This window comes from Clostridium sp. BJN0013 (assembly GCF_040939125.1).
Classification (GTDB): domain Bacteria; phylum Bacillota; class Clostridia; order Clostridiales; family Clostridiaceae; genus Clostridium_B.
Genome location: NZ_CP162495.1, coordinates 1502542 through 1526311 on the forward strand (window position 1 = coordinate 1502542; position 23770 = coordinate 1526311).

At 33.2% G+C, this 23770-nt stretch carries 19 protein-coding genes, 3 pseudogenes and 2 riboswitches; of the genes and pseudogenes, 19 read left to right on the top strand and 3 right to left on the bottom strand.

Features of this window, described 5'->3' with window-relative positions:
• Positions 1 to 103: 103 nt before the first annotated feature.
• Positions 104 to 1390, bottom strand: coding sequence for an O-acetylhomoserine aminocarboxypropyltransferase/cysteine synthase family protein (locus tag AB3K27_RS07670; RefSeq protein WP_368490632.1), 1287 nt, complete (start codon positions 1388 to 1390; stop codon positions 104 to 106).
• 198 nt (positions 1391 to 1588) lie between these two features.
• Here AB3K27_RS07670 and AB3K27_RS07675 point away from each other — a divergent pair, with 198 nt between their 5' ends.
• The 3 genes from AB3K27_RS07675 to AB3K27_RS07685 all read left to right on the top strand — a co-directional run bounded on the left by AB3K27_RS07675 (position 1589) and on the right by AB3K27_RS07685 (position 4213).
• On the top strand, positions 1589 to 2521 hold the full coding sequence (locus AB3K27_RS07675; protein ID WP_368490633.1) for a LysR family transcriptional regulator: 933 nt from the start codon (positions 1589 to 1591) through the stop codon (positions 2519 to 2521).
• 16 nt (positions 2522 to 2537) lie between these two features.
• Entirely contained in the window at positions 2538 to 3653 is a 1116-nt protein-coding gene (locus AB3K27_RS07680) for a 5-methyltetrahydropteroyltriglutamate--homocysteine S-methyltransferase (protein WP_368490634.1), read from the top strand.
• A 62-nt stretch (positions 3654 to 3715) separates the two neighbouring features.
• The gene (locus AB3K27_RS07685; RefSeq protein WP_368490635.1) at positions 3716 to 4213 is read left to right on the top strand and encodes a GNAT family N-acetyltransferase; all 498 of its coding nucleotides are present in this window, start codon (positions 3716 to 3718) and stop codon (positions 4211 to 4213) included.
• 103 nt (positions 4214 to 4316) lie between these two features.
• Here the strand turns inward: AB3K27_RS07685 and AB3K27_RS07690 are convergent, their stop codons facing one another.
• A complete protein-coding gene (locus AB3K27_RS07690; protein WP_368490636.1) occupies positions 4317 to 4934 on the bottom strand; it encodes an Hsp20/alpha crystallin family protein in 618 nt (205 codons plus the stop codon).
• Between the two features lie 177 nt (positions 4935 to 5111).
• Positions 5112 to 5219, top strand: a riboswitch (SAM riboswitch).
• Positions 5220 to 5414: 195 nt separating this feature from the next.
• Between AB3K27_RS07690 and AB3K27_RS07695 the strand changes: the two genes are divergently transcribed.
• The 8 genes and pseudogenes from AB3K27_RS07695 (at position 5415) to AB3K27_RS07730 (ending at position 12963) form a co-directional block, all read left to right on the top strand.
• Positions 5415 to 6713 carry an O-acetylhomoserine aminocarboxypropyltransferase/cysteine synthase family protein gene (locus AB3K27_RS07695; RefSeq protein ID WP_368490637.1) on the top strand — a complete coding sequence of 433 codons (1299 nt, stop codon included), beginning with the start codon at positions 5415 to 5417 and terminating at the stop codon, positions 6711 to 6713.
• A gap of 36 nt (positions 6714 to 6749) precedes the next feature.
• Complete coding sequence (locus tag AB3K27_RS07700; RefSeq protein ID WP_368490638.1) at positions 6750 to 7748, top strand: alpha/beta fold hydrolase; 999 nt, start codon at positions 6750 to 6752, stop codon at positions 7746 to 7748.
• Positions 7749 to 7861: 113 nt separating this feature from the next.
• Positions 7862 to 9016 (top strand): O-acetylhomoserine aminocarboxypropyltransferase/cysteine synthase family protein, encoded by a 1155-nt coding sequence (locus tag AB3K27_RS07705; RefSeq protein WP_368490639.1) that lies wholly within the window; start codon positions 7862 to 7864, stop codon positions 9014 to 9016.
• Positions 9017 to 9050: 34 nt separating this feature from the next.
• Positions 9051 to 9820, top strand: a pseudogene (locus AB3K27_RS07710) (IS5 family transposase).
• 31 nt (positions 9821 to 9851) lie between these two features.
• A pseudogene (locus tag AB3K27_RS07715) lies at positions 9852 to 10070 on the top strand (PLP-dependent transferase); the annotation flags it as partial.
• Between the two features lie 18 nt (positions 10071 to 10088).
• Entirely contained in the window at positions 10089 to 11090 is a 1002-nt protein-coding gene (locus AB3K27_RS07720; RefSeq protein ID WP_368490640.1) for an ABC transporter substrate-binding protein, read from the top strand.
• A gap of 44 nt (positions 11091 to 11134) precedes the next feature.
• Entirely contained in the window at positions 11135 to 12187 is a 1053-nt protein-coding gene (locus AB3K27_RS07725; protein ID WP_368490641.1) for an ABC transporter permease, read from the top strand.
• Complete coding sequence (locus AB3K27_RS07730; protein ID WP_368490642.1) at positions 12163 to 12963, top strand: ABC transporter ATP-binding protein; 801 nt, start codon at positions 12163 to 12165, stop codon at positions 12961 to 12963. The genes AB3K27_RS07725 and AB3K27_RS07730 overlap by 25 nt, the downstream gene beginning before the upstream one ends.
• A 121-nt stretch (positions 12964 to 13084) precedes the next feature.
• Here AB3K27_RS07730 and AB3K27_RS07735 read toward each other — a convergent pair whose 3' ends face one another.
• Complete coding sequence (locus AB3K27_RS07735; protein WP_368490643.1) at positions 13085 to 13471, bottom strand: hypothetical protein; 387 nt, start codon at positions 13469 to 13471, stop codon at positions 13085 to 13087.
• Positions 13472 to 13646: 175 nt separating this feature from the next.
• On the opposite strand from AB3K27_RS07735, the gene AB3K27_RS07740 reads away from it, so the two are divergent.
• From AB3K27_RS07740 to AB3K27_RS07775, 8 genes and pseudogenes are all read left to right on the top strand, one after another.
• Positions 13647 to 15371, top strand: coding sequence for an ABC transporter ATP-binding protein (locus AB3K27_RS07740; protein ID WP_368490644.1), 1725 nt, complete (start codon positions 13647 to 13649; stop codon positions 15369 to 15371).
• A gap of 3 nt (positions 15372 to 15374) precedes the next feature.
• A complete protein-coding gene (locus AB3K27_RS07745; RefSeq protein ID WP_368490645.1) occupies positions 15375 to 17231 on the top strand; it encodes an ABC transporter ATP-binding protein in 1857 nt (618 codons plus the stop codon).
• Between the two features lie 171 nt (positions 17232 to 17402).
• A complete protein-coding gene (locus AB3K27_RS07750) occupies positions 17403 to 18653 on the top strand; it encodes a transglutaminase domain-containing protein (protein ID WP_368490646.1) in 1251 nt (416 codons plus the stop codon).
• A 316-nt stretch (positions 18654 to 18969) separates the two neighbouring features.
• Positions 18970 to 19087: riboswitch (FMN riboswitch) on the top strand.
• 290 nt (positions 19088 to 19377) lie between these two features.
• Positions 19378 to 20487 (top strand): bifunctional diaminohydroxyphosphoribosylaminopyrimidine deaminase/5-amino-6-(5-phosphoribosylamino)uracil reductase RibD, encoded by a 1110-nt coding sequence (gene ribD, locus AB3K27_RS07755; RefSeq protein ID WP_368490647.1) that lies wholly within the window; start codon positions 19378 to 19380, stop codon positions 20485 to 20487.
• A gap of 23 nt (positions 20488 to 20510) precedes the next feature.
• Positions 20511 to 21164, top strand: a complete 654-nt coding sequence (locus AB3K27_RS07760) for a riboflavin synthase (RefSeq protein ID WP_368490648.1) — start codon at positions 20511 to 20513, stop codon at positions 21162 to 21164.
• Positions 21165 to 21262: 98 nt separating this feature from the next.
• Positions 21263 to 22465, top strand: a complete 1203-nt coding sequence (locus AB3K27_RS07765) for a bifunctional 3,4-dihydroxy-2-butanone-4-phosphate synthase/GTP cyclohydrolase II (protein ID WP_368490649.1) — start codon at positions 21263 to 21265, stop codon at positions 22463 to 22465.
• Between the two features lie 22 nt (positions 22466 to 22487).
• Positions 22488 to 22952 carry a 6,7-dimethyl-8-ribityllumazine synthase gene (ribE, locus tag AB3K27_RS07770; RefSeq protein WP_368490650.1) on the top strand — a complete coding sequence of 155 codons (465 nt, stop codon included), beginning with the start codon at positions 22488 to 22490 and terminating at the stop codon, positions 22950 to 22952.
• A gap of 175 nt (positions 22953 to 23127) precedes the next feature.
• Positions 23128 to 23563, top strand: a pseudogene (locus tag AB3K27_RS07775) (flavodoxin).
• Positions 23564 to 23770: the final 207 nt, after the last annotated feature.

A 23770-nucleotide genomic window follows, 5' to 3' on the forward strand; every position in this document is an offset into this window, starting at 1 on the left:
TATACGAGTCTGGATAAGTTCTTCTAAGGTTCAGATGGAGAAAAAAGAATTACTTATGAATAAACTCCACCTGAACTTAAGAATCACTTGATTATAAGCAGCGCTATTCAATACAATCCAGTGATTGAGAAATATCAGAAATCAAGTCTTCTTTGTCTTCAATGCCACAGCTGATACGGATTAATTCTGCTGGAACTCCAGCTTCCCTTAACTCTTCATCATTCATCTGGCGGTGTGTACTTGTTGCAGGATTCAGGCAGCAGCTACGGGCATCTGCTACGTGGGTTTCGATAGCTACAAGCTTAAGATTCTTCATAAAGATTTCAGCTTCCTTACGTCCACCTTTTAAGCCAAAGGAAACGACACCACAGGAACCATTTGGCAGATATTTCTGTGCAATCTTATGGTATTTGTCGCCTGGAAGACCGCAGTAATTAACGTAGGCAACCTTTGGATGATTTTGAAGGAATTCTGCAATAGCCTGTCCATTTTCACAATGACGGGGCATACGGACATGAAGGCTTTCAAGTCCTAGATTTAAGATGAATGCATGTTGTGGGGATTGAATAGAACCAAAGTCACGCATCAGTTGAGCAGTACATTTGGTAATGAAAGCTCCTTCCTTGCCAAATTTTTGGGCATAGGTAATACCATGATAACTGTCATCTGGTGTACAAAGCCCCGGGAATTTATCAGCATGAGCCATCCAATCAAAATTTCCAGAGTCTACAATGACTCCTCCCACAGCGGCACCATGTCCATCCATGTATTTTGTAGTAGAATGGGTAACAATGTCAGCACCCCATTCAAAAGGGCGACAATTAATAGGTGTTGCAAAAGTATTATCTACGATAAGTGGAACACCATGTGCATGGGCGGCATTTGCAAATTTTTCGATATCCAGTACGGTAAGGGCAGGATTGGCAATCGTTTCACCAAAAACTGCCTTTGTATTAGGCTGGAAGGCAGCATTTAATTCTTCTTCTGTACAATCAGGAGAAACAAATGTGGTGGTAATACCCATTTTTGACATGGTTACAGAAATTAGGTTGAAAGTACCTCCATAAATGCTGGAGGAAGCAACAATATGGTCTCCACAGTTACAAATATTAAACAGGGCAAAGAAATTGGCAGCTTGTCCTGAAGAGGTCAACATTGCAGCAGTGCCTCCTTCCATATCGGCAATTTTGGCAGCAACATAGTCATTTGTCGGATTCTGCAGTCTGCTGTAAAAATAGCCAGTAGCTTCAAGGTCAAATAGTTTTCCCATATCTTCACTGGTATTGTATTTGAAAGTTGTACTTTGGATAATGGGAACTTGACGTGATTCCCCATTTCCAGGTCTATAACCAGCTTGTACGCATTTTGTGTTTATCTTATAATTTTTCATCTCATTATGTCCTTTCTGAAAATAATAATATAATCATTATAATTTTAATATTGTGTTAATTCAAGAGAAAAATCCATAGGTCAATGTAGTTATTAGTATCAGAAATTGCTTTTATAATTAGTGTACATGTTGCAGGGGTGATGGTATTATATTTATAACATTAACATTAAGATGAATTAAAAGAAGGTGAGAAATGTTATGACACTGCAGCAGCTAAAGTATGCAATAGAAATTGCCAATTGTGGTTCTTTTAACGAAGCTGCAAAGCGACTTTTTATATCCCAGCCTAGTCTTTCTAAAGCTATAAAGGAGTTGGAGATAGAACTTGGAATTGATATTTTTGAAAGAACCAACAGAGGAATTAGTATATCTATAGATGGAGCGGAATTTTTAGGATATGCCCGTCAAATTATAGAGCAGACAGAAGTATTGGAGAATAGATATCATGGGGAAAGATTTAAAGCCTTGCATTTTTCCATTTCAACCCAGCACTATGCTTTTGTGGTGGATGCCTTTATAAAACTTATGAAAAATAATTATAATTCAAAATATGAATTTACCTTAAAAGAAACTAAAACTTATGAGATTATTGAAGATGTAAAAACATTGAAAAGCGACATAGGTATATTGTATACAAATGATTTAAATTCAAAGGTTATGAATAAACTTTTTAGTGACAGTAATATTAAATTTACACCCTTATTTAATGTAACACCCCATATTTTTGTGGGTAAGAATCATCCCTTGCTGAATAAAAAAGTTGTCACAATGGAGGATTTGAGTCCTTTCCCATTTATATCCTTCGATCAGGGAGAAAAAAATTCATTGAATTTTTCAGAGGAAATTTTGAATTTTTCTAGTACAAATAAAAGTATTACAGTTAATGACAGGGCAACATTATCTAATCTATTGACAGGCAGTAATGGATATACTGTAGGAACAGGAGTGTTAGTGTCTAACTTTAATGGAGATAAAATTCAATCCATTCCCATTGAAAGTGATCAGATAGTTACAATTGGGTGGATTGCCCATAAAAATATAAGGCTGAGTGAAATTGCAACCAAGTATATAGAAATCTTAAATTATGATATTGCAACTAAATATTTGGAATTTAATTATTGTTTGCTATAGCAAAAAGGAGGAAGTTATGATTAATCAAGTTATAGGAAGAAAAAGAGACATTCCCCCATATAGATATGATATTGTAGGAAGTTTTTTGCGTCCAGAAGAAATAAGATTGGCCCGCAGGCAGTATGAAAGAAAGGAAATTTCAAAGGAAGAACTTAAAGCAGTGGAAGATATAGAAATTGCAAAGCTTGTAAAAAAGCAAAAAGAAATAGGACTGAGAGCTGTTACTGATGGGGAGTTTAGACGGGCCTGGTGGCATTTGGATTTTTTCTTGGGAGTTAAAGGAACTGAAAAGATTAAAATAAATCAGAGCAGTAATTATTATAACAAACTTATGAAAGCCGAAACATTTCGCGTTATTGACAATATAAAGTTTGAAGATCATCCTATGATTGAGCACTTTAAATATTTAAAATGCATTACAGAAGGTTGCATTCCTAAATTTTCAATACCTTCTCCTGCACTTTTTCATTTTGTAGAAAGTTATAATTCAAATAGATTTTATAAAGATAATGAAAGATTTCTCAGTGATATTATTGAGGTGTATAAACATGCCATAAAAGCCTTTTATGATGCTGGATGTAGATATCTTCAGCTGGATGATACTACCTGGGGTACATTATGCAGTGAAGTTCATAGAAGGCGGTATATGAAATTAGGTGTAGATCCAGATAAACTGGCAAAGGATTATGTACGATTGATTAATGAATCAATTTCATGCCATCCTAAGGATATGACAATTGCACTTCACATATGTAGAGGTAATTTTCATTCTATGTGGTTTGCAGCTGGTGGATATGAACCTGTTTCCAAAGAACTTTTTTCAAATGCCAAAGTAGATGCCTTTTTCCTCGAATATGATAATGAACGATCAGGTGATTTTTCTCCATTAAGGTTTATTAAAGATCAAATAGTAGTATTAGGACTTGTTACTACGAAACATGGAGGTCTTGAAAGTAAAAAGGAATTAAAAACTCGTATCTTTGAAGCCTGCAAGTACATAAATATAGATAGACTTTGTTTAAGTACACAGTGTGGTTTTGCATCTACAGAAGAGGGCAACCTTCTTACTGAAGAAGAACAGTGGAATAAAATAAAACTTGTAAAGGAAATTGCAGAGGAAGTTTGGAAATAGTAAAATAATCAATTATTATAGAGATTTATTTTGTTATAATAAATGTAGAGAGGAAGTTTAAAATGAATATTACAATTAGGACAGTAAATATAAATGATTTAGATTCAGTGGCAAAAGTGGAGGCAAAGTGTTTTCCGCGAGCAGAAGCAGCTACTAAATTATCCTTAAAAAGGCGTATTGAAACATTTCCAGAAAGTTTTTTTGTAGCAGAAATCAACAATAAAATAATTGGATTCATAAATGGATGTGTGATAAATGGAACTGTTATTTATGATAAACTCTATGAAGATTCTACATTACATGTGCCAGAGGGAGACTATCAGACCATTTTTGGACTTGATATGATGCCAGATTATCGTCATAAGGGAATTGCCACGCAGTTGATGAATTATACGATAAAATCGTCAAAATTATCAGGACGTAAAGGGATTATATTAACTTGTAAAGAGAATCTCATTGAGTATTATAAAAAATTTGGGTATAAAAATAAAGGAGTATCAAAATCAGTACATGGAGGGGCTAAATGGTATGATATGATTTTAGAATTTAGTGAAAAATAAGTACCGTTATCTTAGGTACTTATTTTTCTAATATATTTTACTTTTTTAATGAAATTTTCTTTATGTAGGGCACTCTTTTAAATATCTAAAAGTACATATAGAATTAATTACTTGTCATTATATTGCCAGTATTGTGACAAGTTTGAATTGTTCTACTAAATTTTTCTGATTTTGGCAATCTGATCTCAAGAACCCCACTTTGTAAAGTAGCTTCTACAGCTTCTGCTCTTACACTGGTGGAGAGAGGAACTGTTCTATTCAATACCAATTGATTATCTCCATTTAACAAGGTTCCTGAAATGGTTAATGAATCATTGCTAACATTGAGATTTAAATCATTTACTGGTGCATCTGATACATATGCTGATATCATAATGTCACTGGATGTTTCTGAGATATCTATTGTAGGCTGAACCATAATGCTTCTTATAACTGGATGATGGTAAATCATATTATTAAAATTTCCACTTCCCATTTGAATACCCTGGTATGATAAAGTACATGGTGTCGTAATCATTTGATGAGGACTGGCTCCGCAGTTTATCATTTGAGTTTCCATGGCATGCGGAGTATTATAAAAATTGTTTACTCCAGATTGCATGGGAAGTCCGTAGTTAAAAGCAGTACATGAATTTAAATGGCTTGATGACATTGGAACAAATTTTAGCTGTTGTGCATTAACTCCCTGTTGATTTAAAGTATTAGTGTTCATTTGTATCATAGTATACCTCCTAAATTTTCTTAATTTTTACAGTAATTATTATTGCATATTAAGAGAAAAATTATTCAGAAATAAAAATTTATACATGTAATATAAAACTTTATTCTTAAAGGATTAATTTACTATTGACAAAATGGCTAAAAAAGTATATCATTAACTACAAATTTAAATGAAAATTTCTTATCGAGAGTAGTGGAGGGACTGGCCCTATGATACTCGGCAACCTGAATATTTTTTATATATCAATGGTGCTAATTCCAGCAGGTTAAACCTGAAAGATGAGAGAAACGGTTAATATAGCTTTCTATAGTTTCTCTATAGGAAGTTTTTTTATTTGATTGGCTAGACAAACTGGAGGTCAAATTTTATCTATTATAGAGTTTTTTAAGTGTAATCTCTATGATATGTAGAATTTGGCCTCTTCTTCATTATATAGTACTTTATGAAAGTATATCTAAATTAGGAAAAGAGGAGATTTTCATGAGTGAAAAATTTAAAATAGGAACAAAAGCAGTACAAGGAGGATATTCGCCTAAGTCAGGTGATCCCAGGGTAGTTTCAATAGTTCAAAGTACATCATATAAATATGACAGTTTTGATGAAGTGGCAAATGTAGCAGCAGTGAGTGCAGATGTAACAGCATTAAATAAACAAGGAGGATATCTGTATACAAGAGTAGGAAATCCAACGGTGACAGCACTTGAAAAAAAATATGTAGAATTACAAGGTGGTGTTGAAGCAATTGCTACTGCATCGGGACAATCAGCAGTAGTTTATTCCATAATAAATATTGCAAATTCAGGAGATCACATTATTGCAAATTCAAATCTATATGGAGGTACATATAATCTTTTTAATACAATTATACCTAAGTTAGGGATTAATGTATCCTTTATGGATCCTGTGGCTTCTGAAGAAGAAATTTTAGCGGCAGCAACAGAAAAGACTAAACTGATATTTGGGGAAACCATAGGAAATCCAGGACTTAATGTATTAGATTTTGACAAATTTTCTTCTGTGGCAACAAAATTGGATATACCATTTATTGTTGATAATACTATAGCAACACCTTATCTTATAAATCCATTTGAATATGGAGCAAATATAGTGGTTCATTCTACTACTAAATACTCAGATGGGCATGCAGTATCCCTTGGAGGAATAATTATTGATGGAGGAAACTTTAATTGGGCAAATGGAAAATTTCCTGATTATACCACTCCAACTGGTCCCTATGATGTGGTATTTGTCAATGAATTTGGAAAACGTGCTTTTTCAGGAAAATTAAGAACCAATTTAGTTGAAGAATTTGGTGCGGCGCCAGCTCCATTTAATGCATTTTTAACAAATCTGGGATTGGAAACTTTACATTTAAGAATGGAAAGACATTCATACAATGCTTTAAATTTAGCTAAATACCTTTCAAATCATCCTAAAATTCAATGGGTCAGATATCCCTATCTGGAATGGGATCCAGAATATGAAAGAGCAAAAAAATATTTAAATGGAGGAGCAAGTGGAATTTTAACTTTTGGGGTAAAGGGGGGAATTGAAGCGGCAAAAACTTTAGGAGAAAATTTAAAATTAGCTTCCATAGTTGTTAATTTAGGTGATGTAAGAACCTATGTAATCCATCCTGCAAGTACAACCCATTTGGCATTATCGGAAGAACAACAAAGAGAGGCAGGAGTGACGCCTGAATTAATCAGGGTGTCTGTAGGAATTGAAGATATTGAAGATATAATAGCAGATTTTCAGCAGGCTTTAGATAGAGTCTGAAATAGGTAATTTTAAAAATACAGAGGTGTAATATATATGGGTATAAATAATATAGAAGTAACTCCAACTGTGAAATCAAATACTGTATATATATCTGAAACATTTTTTTATAAGGATGCTCAGGGGGTGGATATTTTTACTGAAAAGTGGTATCCAACTAAAGGTAAGGATATATATGGCGTTATACAAGTGGCCCATGGTATGGGAGAAACTACTGATTATTATAGAGAATTTAGCCAGGAGATGGTTAAAGCTGGTTTTATTGTATATATTAATGAGGGACGTGGACATGGTAGAACAGCAGGAGACATAAATGAACCATCCTATGCAGAAAATGCAGGATATATGGGAGAAGATGGAATAAACTGGATGGTTGAAGATATAAAATTATTGACGGATATTATAAAAAGGCAGAACCCGGCATTGCCAAATTTTCTCTTGGGCCACAGTTTAGGTTCAGTTTTAGCTCAAATATATGCCTATAAATACGGCAGTGAAGTAAATGGAATCATATATTCTGGGACTACAGGCCCAATTCACATAAAAAAAATAGCAGAATTAATTGAAACAGCAAGTAAAGAGGCAAAAAAGATTGGAAGAAAGGCTGTGAGTATTGAGGCTTCAAATATATTTTTTGAGCATTTTAATGATGAATTTCAACCGTCTAAAACAGATTATGATTGGCTGACAAGTGATTCTAAAATGCTTGAAGATACATTAAGTTCTCCTTATGCCGCAGTAGAATATAAGGTTGGCTATTTTGAGGATTTATTTAATTCTTTAAAGGATATACACAAGCCTTCTATTATCGAAAAAATACCTAAGGACTTACCTATATTTTCAATATCGGGGAGTAAAGATCCCTTTGGAGATAATGGAAAAGGTATAAAGGAACTGTTTAAAATATATAAGCAATATGGTATTAAAGATGCAACTTATAAAATATATGAAAATGGACGGCATGAAATGCTCAGAGAGGTAAATAGAGATGAAGTAATAAAAGATCTGCATAATTGGCTATATAATCATATATAATTTAAAAAATAGTATTTACACAGTTTACCGGTAAACCGGAGGCTACATCCCTAAAAAGATGTAGCCTTTTTATGTAAAATTAATTTCAATAAATTTTTAAGGGGGTTTTTTTAGTGTCAGAAGAAAATTTAAAATTTGATACCATAAAGGTAAGAGGAGGTTATAATTCTGAGGAACATAATCTTTCTGTATCAGTTCCAATTTATGAAACTGCGGCATTTGATTTAGGAAATACAGAAAGGGCAGGAAGATTGTTCTCATTTTCAGAACTGGGATTTATCTATTCAAGACTTAGCAATCCTACAGTTGAAGTATTAGAAAAAAGAGTAGCTGCTTTAGATGGAGCAGCCGGTGCCATTGCATTAAGTTCCGGGATGGCTGCTATAACTTATACACTTCTTAATGTAGCTGAACACGGAGGCAGAATACTTACAACTCCTTATCTTTATGGAGGAACATTGGATGGTTTTAAAAAGTTATATCCTAAATTTGGCATTGAAATAGATAAGTTTGATGATTTCAATAATCCAGAAGCTCTTGCAAAACAAATAAAGCCGGATACTAAGGCTATATTTGCAGAAAGCATAAGTAATCCAAATGCCGCTGTAGCAGATATAGAAAAAATTGCGGAGGTAGCCCATAAATATGATATACCACTTGTTGTAGATAATACATTAGCTACACCATACCTTCTTAATCCAATAAAATATGGTGCTGATATTGTAATTTATTCAGCTACAAAAGCACTTAATGGCCACGGAAATGTAATTGCTGGAATTATACTGGAAAGTGGTAAATTTAATTGGGGAAATGGTAAATTTCCACAATTTTTGGAACCGTATTATACTTTAAGAGATCATGAAGGTAGAGCGAGGAATTTCATTGAGGTATTTCCAGATTTTCCATTTATCACGAGAATAAGACTTAATTATTTGAATTATTTTGGTGCATCCCTGAGCCCCTTTGATGCTTATCTGGTGTTATTAGGCCTGGAAACTTTATCTGAAAGAATAGAAAAGCAGCTGTCAAATACTAAAAAAATAATTAGCTATTTACAAGAGAACAATAATGTTCAGTGGATAAAATATCCTTCATTAGATAATAATCCCTATAAAGAACTCAGCAAAAAATACTTGCCCAAAGGAGCTGGAGCTGTATTTTCCTTTGGACTTAAAGGCACAGATGATCAAATAAATAAATTTTTAAATTCAATAAAATTATTTAGGGTGTGTCTGAAAACTAAATATTGCGAAAGAACCGAGTTTTAGGTAAAATAAGATAAAAAACTTGGAGGGTGCAAATATGTCACAGAAGCGTTATGAAATATCAGATGAACAATGGGATCAAATAAAAAACTTAATTCCAATAGCAAAAACAGGACGACCTCCAAAAGACAACCGACTTATATTTAATGCCATACTATGGATTGCAAGAAGTGGTGCAGCATGGCGTGATTTACCAGAACGCTTCGGTTCATGGAAAACTGTATACAGTCGTTTTTGTAAGTGGCGTAACGATGGTACTTTATTAACAATTTTTAAAGAGTTAACCTCAGATGCAGATTATGAAAATTTAAGCATTGATTCAACATGTATAAAAGCCCACCAGCACAGTGCTGGTGCTAAAAAGGGGCTGTAAACAGCGAAACAAAACAGCATATTGGACTGAGTCGCGGCGGACATACAACAAAAATTCATGCAGTTGTTGATGGACTTGGCAATCCAATCCATTTTCAATTATCATCTGGCAATCTACACGACAGTACACAGGCCGTAGATGTTCTTTCCAACGTTGATATAGAAGGCAGCAATATCCTGGCAGATAAGGCATATGGCACAAATGAAATTAGAGAATATATTACTTCAAAGAAATCCTCATATACTATTCCACCAAAATCAAATGTAAGAGAACCATGGAATTGTGACTGGTGGCTGTACAAGGAACGTCATTTAGTTGAATGTTTCTTTAACAAAATCAAACATTTTAGAAGAATTGCAACTCGTTATGACAAGCTTGCTGATTCTTTCCTTGCTTTTGTTTATATTGCTGCTATTTTTATTTTATCTAAGTAATTTATTGTTGCATTGTTTTCAGACACACTCTAGTTATCATACCAATATAGGTGATTCCAGATCCTTGATTGTAAATTCACCTAAGACAACTCACGGTGAACTTACTCCAGAGGAAAAAGAATTCTCACGTATAGAATCCAATACAATAAGGCTTTCCATAGGACTTGAAGATGCAGAAGATCTTATTTGGGATTTGGAGCAGGCATTTGAGAAAACCTTCTCGGAAAGGCCTCAGGAAGTATTAAAATAGAAAGATGAGGGGATTATCATGAAAAGATTTAAAAGTTTGGCTGCTATTTTTTTAATTGCAGCTTCTATTCCAGTTTTTACTGCATGTGGGCAAAATAGCTCTTCTACTGAATCTACAGGAAAATATAAATATGGAAAACTTCAAATTCAGGCTCTTGGAGGAGGAGTTTGTGGTGCTCCAGCTTATATAGCCAAAGAAAAAGGATTTTTTGCCAAAGAAGGATTTGATGTAACTCTTGTAAGTGGAACATTTGAAGAACAAAAAACCGGACTTGCAAGTGGTGAGTTTACTGTTACCAATGGTGATTTTCAATTTTTCCCTTCAGTTCAACAAGGCCTTGATATTAAAGTTATAGGTGGGCTGCATAAAGGTTGTATTAAATTGGTTGTACCTCCTAATTCCCCTATAAAAACTGCAAATGATTTGAAGGGAAAGAGAATAGGGGTGGATGAAATAGGAGGAACTCCAATGGCTATTACTACTCTTGTACTGGCTAATGCAGGAATTGATCCAACCAAAGATGTTAAATGGGTACCTTATCCACTTGATCAATTGACAAAGGCTGTAGATAAAGGCGATGTGGATGCTTTTGCTGCATGGGATCCATTTGCTACACTAGCTGAACGAGATAATAACTATAAAGTTATAACGGATATTGCACAGGATCCATTGTTTAAAGGAAAATCATGTTGTTTTTTATATGCATCTAATAAAGAAATCAAAGAGAATCCGGAAAAAATTGCAGCTCTTGTAAGAGCATATAAAGCAGCAGATGACTGGATAGCAAAGAATCCAGAAGAAGCTGCCAAAATTGAAGTTGATAAAAAATATGTATCAACCACGGATGTAAAACTTGTTACTGAACTTATAAAAAATTATGATTTTCAATATACTACGGATGCTGCAAAAGAAGATGTTAAATATTTTGTAGGACAGTTAAATAAAACTGGATTCTTAAAAAAGGATACAGATCCCGAAAAATTTGCCAATGATGTATATTATGATGCATCAGGCAAGTAAGGTATCGGCATATTTTCACATATATAGTAGGAAGGAGAATTAAAGTGAGCATTTTAAGTGAATTGGTGAATTCAAAGGCTGTATCCAAATCAAAAATTTTACCAGAGGGCACTGATAAAATAAATGTAGTAAAAGCACCTGATACAGTAAACTGGAAACCCAAATCAAAAGTTTGGACAGTTTTACAAATTATTGCTTTTATTGTGGCTTTAATTGAAAATTTTGCACTGCCTACAGTGCAGGCAGTTAATGTATTACCCTATAGAATTATGCTGATACTTTTTATAGTTTATCTGGGAGTAATATATATTCTATCCTTTTCAAATGAAAAACTAAGAGCAAAATTTAATCATAAAGCCCAATTTTATTTTGCTATAGGAATTGGATTTACAACATGGGATATATTGTCTACTAAAACTAATATACTGCCTCTGCCATTTTTCCCTGGACCAGCTCAGATAATTCAAGTAATTGTTGAAGATTGGAGCACACTCTTGATGAGTACTGCTTATTCCATGAGACTTTTAGTTATAGGTTTTATAGTAGGGACATTTTTAGGATTGGTAACAGGAATTCTAATGGGATGGTACAGACAGTGGTATTATTGGTTTTTCCCTGTACTTAAAGTCATAGGAGTAGTTCCCGCAGTAGCATGGATACCTTTAGTAATGGTAATATTTCCGTCAACTTTGGTTTCAGAGGCAGCTTTAATTGTACTTTGTGTGTGGTTTCCAGTAGCTTTTATGGCCTCTGGAGGTATAGAAAATATACCTAAATCCTATTTTGAAGCAGCTAAAACTCTTGGAGCAGATGAAAAATTCTTAATATTTAAAATAGCTATACCCGGTGCTATGCCATCCATATTTACAGGTATTTATACAGCTACAGGACTTTCATTTACTACACTTGTGGTTTCTGAAATGGTAGGAGCAAAGGCAGGACTGGGGTGGTATATAAACTGGGCTAAAGGCTGGTCGAATTATGCAAAAGTTTATGCGGCCATAGTCATAATGGCAGTAGTTTTTTCTATTGTATTGGCAATTATATTTAAAATTAGAGATAAGGTACTTATATGGCAAAGGGGGCTGTTAAAATGACAAGATCTCCAGTTGCAAATAATGCGGCTGTCGAAATAAAAAATGTAGATAGAACTTATATAGATGTAAATGGCAATTTAGTTGAAGCTTTGCGTAATGTAAATTTAAGTATTAGAGCAGGAGAGTTTATTTCATTTATAGGATCATCCGGGTGTGGCAAGACAACGCTTATGAGACTTATAGCAGGTCTTGATAAGCCTCAATCTGGAGAATTGTTTTTAGATGATAAAAAGATAGAAAGCACTAATTTTGAAAGAGGATATGTATTTCAACAGGCAAATTTATTTCCCTGGGAAACCATTGAAGATAATATTGCAGCAGGACTTAAAGCCAGAAAGATTTATAGAGAACATAAAAGCGAAGTTCAAGAATATATAAAACTTACAGGACTTCAGGGATTTGAAAAATCATATCCTCACCAGGTTTCTGGAGGAATGGCTCAAAGAGCTTCTCTTGCCCGTGCACTTATAAATAATCCCAAAGTATTGCTTCTTGACGAACCTTTAGGTGCATTGGATGCTTTTACGAGAATGGATTTACAGGATAAATTAATAGAACTCTGGCAAAAAAGAGGAACAACCATGGTACTTGTTACCCATGATGTAGATGAGGCAATTTATCTCAGTGATAGAATAGTAATTATGACTCCACGTCCGGGAAAAATAGAGGATGTGGTAGAAGTAAAAATTAACAGGCCTAGAAATAGAAATGAATCTGAATTCATTGAAATCAGAAAACAAATACTTGAAAAGTTACATTTAGCCAATAAACATTAAAATGAATTATATAATTAAGATGTAAGGTGAGCATTATTAATTGAGAAAATGCTCACCTAAATTTTAGTCCAATGAGAAAAGTTAATATGAACCCTTCAATTATTTTACCTATGTCAGGTTATCAAGATTTACCTTTAAATGAAGTTCCGCAGTTATTGCAGGTTATAGTTATTTTCCCCTTTTTTTTAGGCACTCTCAATTTTTGAGCACAATTTGGACATCTGAATATTTTATAGGGATTACGTGGATTATTTGAATTTATAAAATTTTTCATTTTATAAATTAAAGGCGAAATAAAATTTTCATAAGCCTGTAATTCTCTGAACCTTTTATATTTGTTTTTTGAAATACACCTCCAGCTGCTGTATATTATAAATACAAGGCCTAATGTGTAGGCAGGTCTCACCAGGAGAATTACAAGTCCAATGATATAAAGGTGTTTAGAAAGTTTATCCATACCGTAGCTGTCTCTAAAATAATAGGAAATTTTATTTAAAAATTTGTTCAAAGCTATCACCTCTAGAAATAAAATTTTAGAACTGAATAAGTTTACATAATAAAATAATCTGTTTTTAGATAATTATACAATATAATCTTCACTTTTGCATTATTTTAAATTATTATATTTGAATTTATTTTTTAAAAATAATATCATTAATAGATAGAATAAATTTTAGGAGTGCATGTATTTGAAATTTATGAAAAAATATATAAATAAGTACTGGAAAGGATTTTGTCTTGCTATATTTTTTCTTTCTATTGAGGCATTGTGTGATTTAATGCAGCCTACTATAATGTCCAAAATAGTCGATATAGGTGTGGCAAACAAGCAGATGGACTATGTAATTCAAAAAGGTTTGATAATGCTTCTGATTACGGCCGTGGGAGCACTGGGAGCTTCAGGACGTAATATATTGTCTGGAAGGGTATCTCAAAAATTTAGTGCAGAATTGAGAGCAGATTTATTTGAAAAAATTCAAAGTTTTTCTTTTGAAAGCATCGATAAATTCGAAAGCAGTTCCCTTATAACACGTCTTACCAATGATGTAACTCAAGTTCAAAATTTTGTGAATGGACTTATGAGAATATTTGTAAAATCACCTCTTGTGTGTATTGGAAGTATTATTATGGCATCAAGGCTTGATTTACATCTTGCAATAATACTTTTTATTGTAATACCAATTGTAGCTGTATTTATATTTTTAAATATGAATATAGGATATCCATATTTTATAAAGGTCCAACTGGCTTTAGATAGGGTAAATTCTGTAATAAGGGAGTATTTATCCGGTGTAAGGGTAGTGAAAGCCTTCAACAGGTTTGATTATGAAAATGAAAGGTTCAAAGAGGCAAATGAGGAATTAGGAAGATTATCTGTACTTGCAATGCGTGTAATGGCTGTATTTTCTCCTACTAGGAGTCTAGTTATAAATATAGGAATAGTATGTGTTCTGTGGATTGGAGGGAAATATGTCAATAGTGGCAGTATGCAGGTGGGACAAATAATTGCATTTACAAATTATATGACTCAAATATTATATTCAATTATGATGATATCTGCAGTTTTTAATATGTTTGTAAGATCTAAAGCTTCTGCAATACGTATTTTTGAAATAATTGAGGAAGAAAGCAGTATTAATTTTAATGAAGGTATTTCAAATTTGAAACAAAGTGGAAGAATAGATTTTGAAGATGTGAGCTTTTCCTATGCAAACGGCCATGAAGTTATCCATAATATTAGTTTTACCTGCATGCCAGGGGAAACATTAGGTATTATTGGAGCCACAGGTTCAGGCAAAAGCAGCCTTGTAAACTTAATTCCAGGATTTTATGATGCAACTTCTGGAAGAGTAAAGGTTGATGGAGCAGATGTAAAGGATATAAATAAAAGAATTTTAAGAGAAAAAATAGCCCTTGTACCCCAGAAGACAATGCTGTTTACAGGAAGTGTTCTGGAAAATATAAGATGGGGTAAAGAGAATGCTTCACTGGAAGAGATAAAAAAGGCAGCTGAAATTGCAGAAGCAGATGAGTTTATCTCTGGATTTCCGGAGCAATACAATACAAAACTTGGACAGGGAGGAGTCAATTTTTCAGGAGGCCAAAAACAGAGGGTTTCCATAGCTCGTGCATTAATTAAAAAACCTGAAATACTCATACTTGATGATTGTACAAGTGCTGTAGATGCAGCAACGGAAGCTAAGATAAGAGAAAAGCTGAAAAAGTATTCTAATAATTTAACTTGTATAATAATTGCCCAGAAAATATCATCTGTAATATCTGCAGACAATATAATTGTGCTGGATGAAGGAAAATTGGTGGGTATGGGAAGACATGATGAACTTATAAAAAACTGTGAAGTTTATAAAGATATTTTTCTGTCTCAAGTTGGAAAGGAGGTAATTTAGTATATGGATGGGAAGGAGAAATATAATAAGAGTGATATAAAAATGCCTTTAGGATCGAGAAGAGGAGTAAGAGGAAGAGGAAGAGGAAGAGGAAGTATCGGTCCTGTGGAAAAACCAAAAAACTTTAAGAAAACCTTATTTAGACTTTGGAAGTATTTCGGAAGTGAAAGAAGACTTTTAGTCATAATATTCACGTCTGTAATAATAGATTCTATCATAGGGCTTCTTGGACCTTATCTCATAGGAAAGTCTATTGATGCTATGTCAGAATTGAAAGGAAAAGTGGATTTTGATATACTATCTGTAGTGGTTATATTACTTTTATTTACATATATATTAGATGGTATTTTGACTTTTTTGCAGGGATGGCTTATGGCTGGTACTGCTCAGAAAATAGTGATGAATCTTAGAAAAAGTTTATTTGACAAGCTTCAAAAATTGCCAATTTCTTTTTTTGATACTAATACTCATGGAGAGATAATGAGTAGATTAACCAATGATATAGAAAATGTAAGCTCTACTATATCGCAATCCACTACTCAGCTTATGTCAGCAGTAGTGACAGTTTTAGGATCTTTTATTATGATGCTCATTTTAAGTCCTATTTTGACTTTTGTAAGCCTTATTACAGTGCCTATGGTATTTTCCCTTACTAAAAATATAGCAAAGAATACCAGTGTATTATTTAAAAAACAACAGGTAGAACTTGGAAAGCTCAATGGACATATAGAGGAGAATATATCCGGCATCCATGTGGTAAAGGCTTTTAACCATGAACAGAAGGCCATAGAAGAATTTAAGAAAATAAATGACAGTTTAAGTCAGGTGGGATTGAAAGCTCAAATTTGGTCCGGATTTTTAATGCCTATTATGAATGTAATAAACAACATAGGTTTTGCTGCTGTAGCCGGTGTAGGGGGGGTTTTGGCTGTAAAAGATATTATAACCGTAGGAATTGTAGCCAGTTTTTTAAGTTATTCTAGACAATTTGCAAGACCATTAAACGATATAGCCAGCATATTTAATACACTTCAGTCTGCTGTTGCCGGTGCCGAGAGAGTATTTGATATATTGGATGAAAAAGAGGAGAGGGAGGATAATACTGAAGCTATAACTCTTGAAAATACAAGTGGTCAGGTTGATTTTCAAAATGTAAATTTTAGTTATAGAAAGGACGTTCCAATACTAAATAATATAAATTTTAAGATTAATCAGGGTACAAGTGTTGCCCTTGTTGGACCTACAGGAGCGGGAAAAACAACTATTGTAAACTTGCTTGCCAGGTTTTATGATGTGTCCAGTGGAAAAATTTTAATTGATGGAATAGACATAAGGAATTATACAAGAGATAGTCTCAGAAAGTGTTTTGGCATAGTTCTTCAGGATACCTATCTTTTTACAGGCACAATACTTGAAAATATTAAATATGGTAGATTGGACGCGGATTTTTTACAGGTTAAGGAGGCAGCAGAGGCAGCAGGTGCAGATCAGTTTATTGAGAAATTTCCTCATAAATATGATACTATGCTTCAGGAAGGAGGAAGTAATTTAAGCCAGGGAGAGAGGCAGCTCATAGCTATAGCAAGGGCCATACTTTCAGAGCCTTCCATACTTATTTTAGATGAAGCTACAAGCAATGTGGATACGAGAACAGAACTTAAAATACAAGAAGCTATGCGTAAACTTATATGGAGAAGAACCAGTTTTATAATTGCCCATAGACTAAGTACCATTAGAGATTCAGACATTATAATGGTAATAGACGGAGGGACGATAGCGGAGGCTGGAAATCACAATGAGCTAATGCAGAGAAAAGGAATATATTATAACATGTACTCTAATCAGATAACTAATAATTGAATAAGGTATCTCAAAGTTAACAAGTCAAATATGTCTAAAGGATGTGAGTAAAATATGTTAATAAAAATGATCAAAAATGTTAATTAATTTGTAACTCAACCGTAATATAGTTACTTTAAACTGATTGTTAAAAAGATTTTTAAGATGCCAAACATATATGGAGGTGATAAAGTGTTTAAAAAGATATGTAAGTTTATGATAACAGGCATGTTAGTTATTTTACTATTCTCCAGTGAAAGTTGTTATGCTGCAGGAGAATATAGAATTTGGAATAATAGCATTTCTACTGTAAGTAGTAATAAAATTTGGACCATTACTTTTAATAGAGATATTGATTTAGACTCTGCAAAAAATTCTATAAAAATATATGAACAGGACACTAGTACACCTTTAGAAGTTAATATTATAAATACTTCCCAAGATACAGTACAGGTTTCTCCGGCAAATTCGTACGTAGAAGGGAAAGACTATGTTCTAGTAATAGATAGCAGTCTAAAATCTATTGATGGTAAGGTATTAAACCAAGGAGTAAAATATAATTTTACAGTGGAGAAGAACAGTTCTCAGAGTCCAGCTGATATAGAAAGCTATTCACAATACTATAATGTCATAAAGAGTGCATTAGACAACTATGAAGATACTTTAATTTTAAATATAAGTAATTATGATAAAGACACATATAGTTTAGATGTTATAAACAAAATATTAATTGCTTATCCTAATCTAAGGGCAAGATATTTAAGTGCAGCAAGCAACATTGAATACACAAGTCCCACAAAAGTTACTATAAATTTTAAATATGCAGATACAAAGGAAAATTTAATAAAAAAAGAAGAAGTCGTGCAGGAAAAGGTTGATAAAATAGTCAGTACTCTAATTACTTCTGACATGAAAGATTATGAAAAGGAACTGGTACTTCATGACTATGTAGTGAATAATACTAAATATGATGAAAGGGCATATGTGGGTAATATACCGGAAGACTCCTATACAGCCTATGGGGTTTTGATAGATGGAGTTGGAGTGTGTCAGGGCTATGCAGATGCTATAGATAGACTGCTTATAGCAGCAGGTGTAGAGTGTAAGATGGTAATAGGAGATGCAAATAATGGGACTGAATGGATTGGACATGCATGGAATATAGTAAAAATACAAGGGGAGTATTATCAGTTAGATTCTACCTGGGATGATCCTGTTACTAGTGATGGTTCGAATAGGCTTTCTTACTCCTATTTTAACATAACCGATGATCAGATTGCCAAAAATCATAGGTGGAATACAGATGATTATCCTGAATGTACCAGCACCGAATACAGTTTTGACAACCTTGATGTAATAGAGAAGGATGCTTATGATAATGATATAAAAGTTGTTGATAATTATAATGATTTTTATAGTGCAGTAGAAGAGGCATTATCATAAGGGGAAAAGTCTGTAAGTGTAAAAATATTAAATTATGATTCAAGTCAGTATAATATATCACAGACTTTAAACAGAATATGCAGGAAGTATAACATTTCAGATGGAGTTACTATAACTACTTATTCAGATGAAATTTCAGGTGCAAAATATGTAAGTATAGTGAAATCCTAGCTGCTTTTTAACGTACAGTATCAAATCTAATAATATTTACAATGAAGATTGCTAAAATTATAGTGATGATTACAAATTTTTTTAAAATTCTTATTGACAAGTAAAAAAAAGAAGTATATATTAAAGCTATAGTTAAAAGTTAATAATATGCTTTCGGGGCAGGGTGAAATTCCCGATCGGCGGTATAGTCCGCGAGCTGATTATCAGCAGGAACTGGTTAGATTCCAGTACCGACAGTAAAAGTCTGGATGGAGAAAGTGGAAGGTTTTTGTATATACTTTATTGTATATGTTAAATTGCTTTTGTTGTGTTTATTATCCCCCTGAAGGTTTTTGAGGGGGTTTTTTGCATGGGAGAAATATTAGAGACAGTGATAAGTATAGAACTTATTTAGAGGGCATGGCAGTTTATCTTCCATATTGAAGAAGCTGGGTACTGGCAATGTTAGCTTGCACATAAAAATCTATAAAGTCAGTATGAGTTTTACGTCTTGACTTGTAAAATTCATATTAAGAGTAATAATATTTTTTATAAAGTGGAGGAATTCAATTTTATGAATTATGACAATAAAGATGAACATTATATGAAAATTGCTTTAGATTTGGCATTAAAAGGAGAAGGTTTTGTGAATCCAAATCCACAGGTGGGGGCTGTTATAGTAAAAGAGGGTAAAATAGTAGGAAAGGGTTATCACAAATTTTATGGAGGACCTCATGCAGAGGTATATGCATTGAAAGAAGCAGGAGATAAAGCAGTAGACGGGCAGATATATGTAACTTTGGAGCCTTGTTCCCATTATGGAAAAACTCCACCTTGTGCAGAAGCTATAGCAAAAGCAGGGATAAAAAAAGTAGTGGTTGCATTAAAGGATCCCAATCCACTAGTATCAGGCCGGGGGATAAAGTTTTTAAGGGATAGGGGAATAGAAGTGGTTACAGGCGTTTTAGAAAAAGAAGCCTTAAATATAAATGAAATATTTATAAAATATATCAGTGAAAAGCTTCCTTTTGTCATATTAAAATCTGCAATAACTTTAGATGGTAAAATAGCAACTGTTACAGGACAGTCAAAGTGGATAACCTGTGAAGAATCCAGAAATCTTGTTCATCACATAAGAAATAGAGTTATGGCAATTGGGGTGGGTATAGGTACCATACTTTCGGATAATCCTCTTTTAACTACAAGACTTGAGAAAAAATGTAAAAGCCCTATAGCTGTAATTTTGGATTCCAAGTTAAGGATACCTCTGGGCTGTAAGATTTTTGATACGCTTAAATATAGGAAAATCATAATAGCTTGCACAGAGGAACATGATATGCTTAAAAAGCATGAAATCGAAAAAATGGGAGTAGATGTAATTATTTGTCCTAAAGATGAATTTGGTCATATAAATTTAAAGATTTTAATAGAAAAGTTAGGGGATATTGGCATAGATAGTTTACTTATAGAAGGAGGGGGCACATTGAATTTTTCCGCCTTAAATTCAGGAATTGTAGATAAAATTGTTTATTTTATAGCACCTAAAATTATAGGTGGATTAGAGGCCAAAACTTCCGTAGAGGGAAAAGGTATTGAAGATTTAAACAATGCAGTTAAATTAAAAAATATTAGTTATTCAAAATCAGGGGAGGATATGGTAGTTCAAGGATATGTAGAAAAATAATTTAAAGATGGGGAGGGGAATATTTGTTTACAGGTTTAGTAGAGGAAATTGGACAAGTGATGGGAATAAAAAATGGAGAAAATTCTTCTAAAATAACTATCTCTTCCAGGAAAGTTTTAGAAGAAGTCAAATTAGGAGACAGTATAGCTGTAAATGGAGCCTGCCTTACAGTAACAAGTTTTACAGGAAATTCTTTTACAGTAGATGTAATGGCTGAAACACTAAGAAAAAGTAACTTAAAACTTTTAAAAAGAAACAGTAGTGTAAATTTAGAAAGAGCAGTTATGATAGGTGAAAGACTGGGAGGACATATAGTAACAGGCCATATAGATGGAATTTGCAAAGTAAAGGATATAAAAAAAGAAGATATAGCCACCTGGCTTATTATAAAACCTCCTTTGGAATTATTGAAATATATGGTTTCAAAAGGCTCCATATCTTTAGATGGAGTAAGCCTTACTATAGCAGAGGTGTATGAAGACTGTATTAGTGTATCATTAATCCCGCATACTAAAGCACAAACTATTCTTCAATATAAAAGTGTGGGGGATGAAATAAATGTAGAATGTGATTTAATAGGAAAATATATTGAAAATTTTATTTTAAGAAGAGAGAAAAAGCCCTCAAAAAATTCCAATATAACAGAAGAATTGTTAAAAGAAAATGGATTTTTTTAAAACAAAAATTAAATTTGTGTTGTGATTAAAGTAACATAATTAATAAAATGTAAATATAGTTTATTCTAATGGCATTTTTAAAAGAGGAGTTGAAAATAATGAGTAATAAATTTAATAGTATTGAAGAGGCTCTGGAAGATCTTAAACAGGGTAAAATGATTCTAGTAACTGATGATGAAGATAGGGAAAATGAAGGAGATTTAATTTGTGCCGCAGAATTTGCCACTCAGGAAAATGTGAATTTTATGGCAACACATGCAAAAGGACTTATTTGTATGCCTATGAGTAGTAAAATGATTTCTAAGTTAAACCTTCCACAGATGGTTTCAGATAATACAGACAACCATGAAACAGCCTTTACGGTATCTATTGACCATATAAGTACAACTACGGGTATTTCAGCTGCAGAACGTTCCATAACTGCATTAAAATGTGTAGAAGAAGATGCAAGGCCTGAGGATTTCAGAAGACCTGGTCACATGTTCCCATTGCGTGCAAAAGAGTATGGAGTTTTGGAACGTAATGGACACACGGAAGCTACTGTTGATTTAATGAAATTGGCAAATCTAAAAGAATGTGGACTTTGCTGTGAAATAATGAGAGATGACGGTACTATGATGAGAACTTCCGAGTTAATGGAATTTGCAAGAAAACATCAACTGAAATTTATTTCAATTAAGTCTCTACAAGAGTATAGAAAACAAAAAGAAAAACTCATAGAACAGGTGGTACATACAAAGTTGCCAACCAAATATGGAGAATTTACAGCTTATGGATATATAAACAAAATAAATGGAGAACATCATATTGCACTTGTAAAAGGTGATATCTCAAAGGGAAACTCAGTTTTGTGCAGGGTACATTCTGAATGTTTGACAGGAGATACCTTTGGATCAGTTCGATGCGATTGTGGACAGCAATATGCGAGGGCCATGACTCAAATTGAAGAAGAAGGACAGGGTATCCTTTTATATATGAATCAAGAAGGTCGAGGTATAGGTATAATTAATAAATTAAAGGCCTATGCACTGCAGGATAAAGGATTGGATACTGTTGAAGCAAATATTGCACTGGGTTTTGAGGAGGACTTAAGAGATTATTATGCTGCCGCACAAATTTTAAAAGATTTAGGTGTGGAAAATATACGACTTATGACAAATAACCCGGATAAAATGGATCAGTTATCCAAGTATGGTATAAATATTACAGAAAGAGTACCAATCCAAATGAAGGCATCTGCCTATGATACTTTTTACCTTAAAACAAAACAGAAAAAAATGGGACATATTTTAAATTATTAATATATTAAAGGAGCATAAAAAGATGAAAGTTTATGAAGGAAAGTTAAATGCAGAGGGTTTGAAATTTGGAATAGTTGTGGGAAGGTTTAATGAATTTATAGTGTCCAAATTATTGTCTGGAGCCTTAGACTGTTTAAAAAGACATGGAGCAGAAGAGGATAATATAGATATAACATGGGTGCCTGGAGCATTTGAAATACCTATGATTTCAAAGAAAATGGCTTTTTCACAAAAATATGATGCAGTGATATGTTTAGGAGCTGTAATTAGAGGGTCTACACCTCATTTTGATTATGTATCCAGTGAAGTTTCAAAGGGTATAGCTAATGTCTCACTGGAAAGTAATATTCCAGTTATATTTAGTGTACTTACTACAGACAATATAGAGCAAGCTATAGAAAGGGCAGGAACTAAAAGTGGAAACAAAGGGTATGACGGAGCTATGGCTGCCATAGAAATGGCTAATTTAATCAAAGAGTTAGAATAGAAAATATATTTAAAATAGGTTATTGGAAGGTGTGCCCTTTTTAATAATCTATTTTTATATTATATGAAATATTTTATGTGACTATTGACAATTGAAATAAACAGATATATTATTATATGTATATGATAATGATTTTCATTATTGATTATTTCAGGAGCTTGAGGAGATGATAAGAATGAGTAAAGTAAATATTATTTATTGGACAGGAACAGGTAATACAGAAGCCATGGCTAAATTAATAGAGGAGGGTGCTAAGGAAAAAGAAGGAAAAAGGCGGAGAAGTTAAGCTTTTACATGTTTCAGAAGCTAGTGTTGATGATGTAAAGAATGCAGATGTGGTATTATTAGGTTCCCCGGCTATGGGTGCAGAGGTTATTGAAGAAAGTGAAATGGAACCTTTTGTAGAATCTATTGCATCTTCCGTATCTGGAAAAAAAGTAGGATTATTTGGCTCTTATGGATGGGGCGACGGAGAATGGATGAGAAACTGGGTAGAAAGAATGGAAGGATATGGAGCTAATCTATTAAACGAAGGGTTAATTGTACAGGAAGCACCAGAGGAAAGTTCAGAAGAGGAATGCAGAAATTTTGGACGGGAAGCAGCTAGCTAATATTAGAGAGGTATATTTAAGATAGCTAAATAGTTAAATTTTTATAATATTAAATTTAAAAATTGGATATATGATAATACCTATAGGATTCTGAGTTTAAATATATTTTTGCAGCATATATTTTTTATCTTGGAATCCTAGTATTATATTAAAGGAGCTGGTAGAATGTGAAAAGTTTAAATCAAGAGTTTATTAAGTTTATTTACA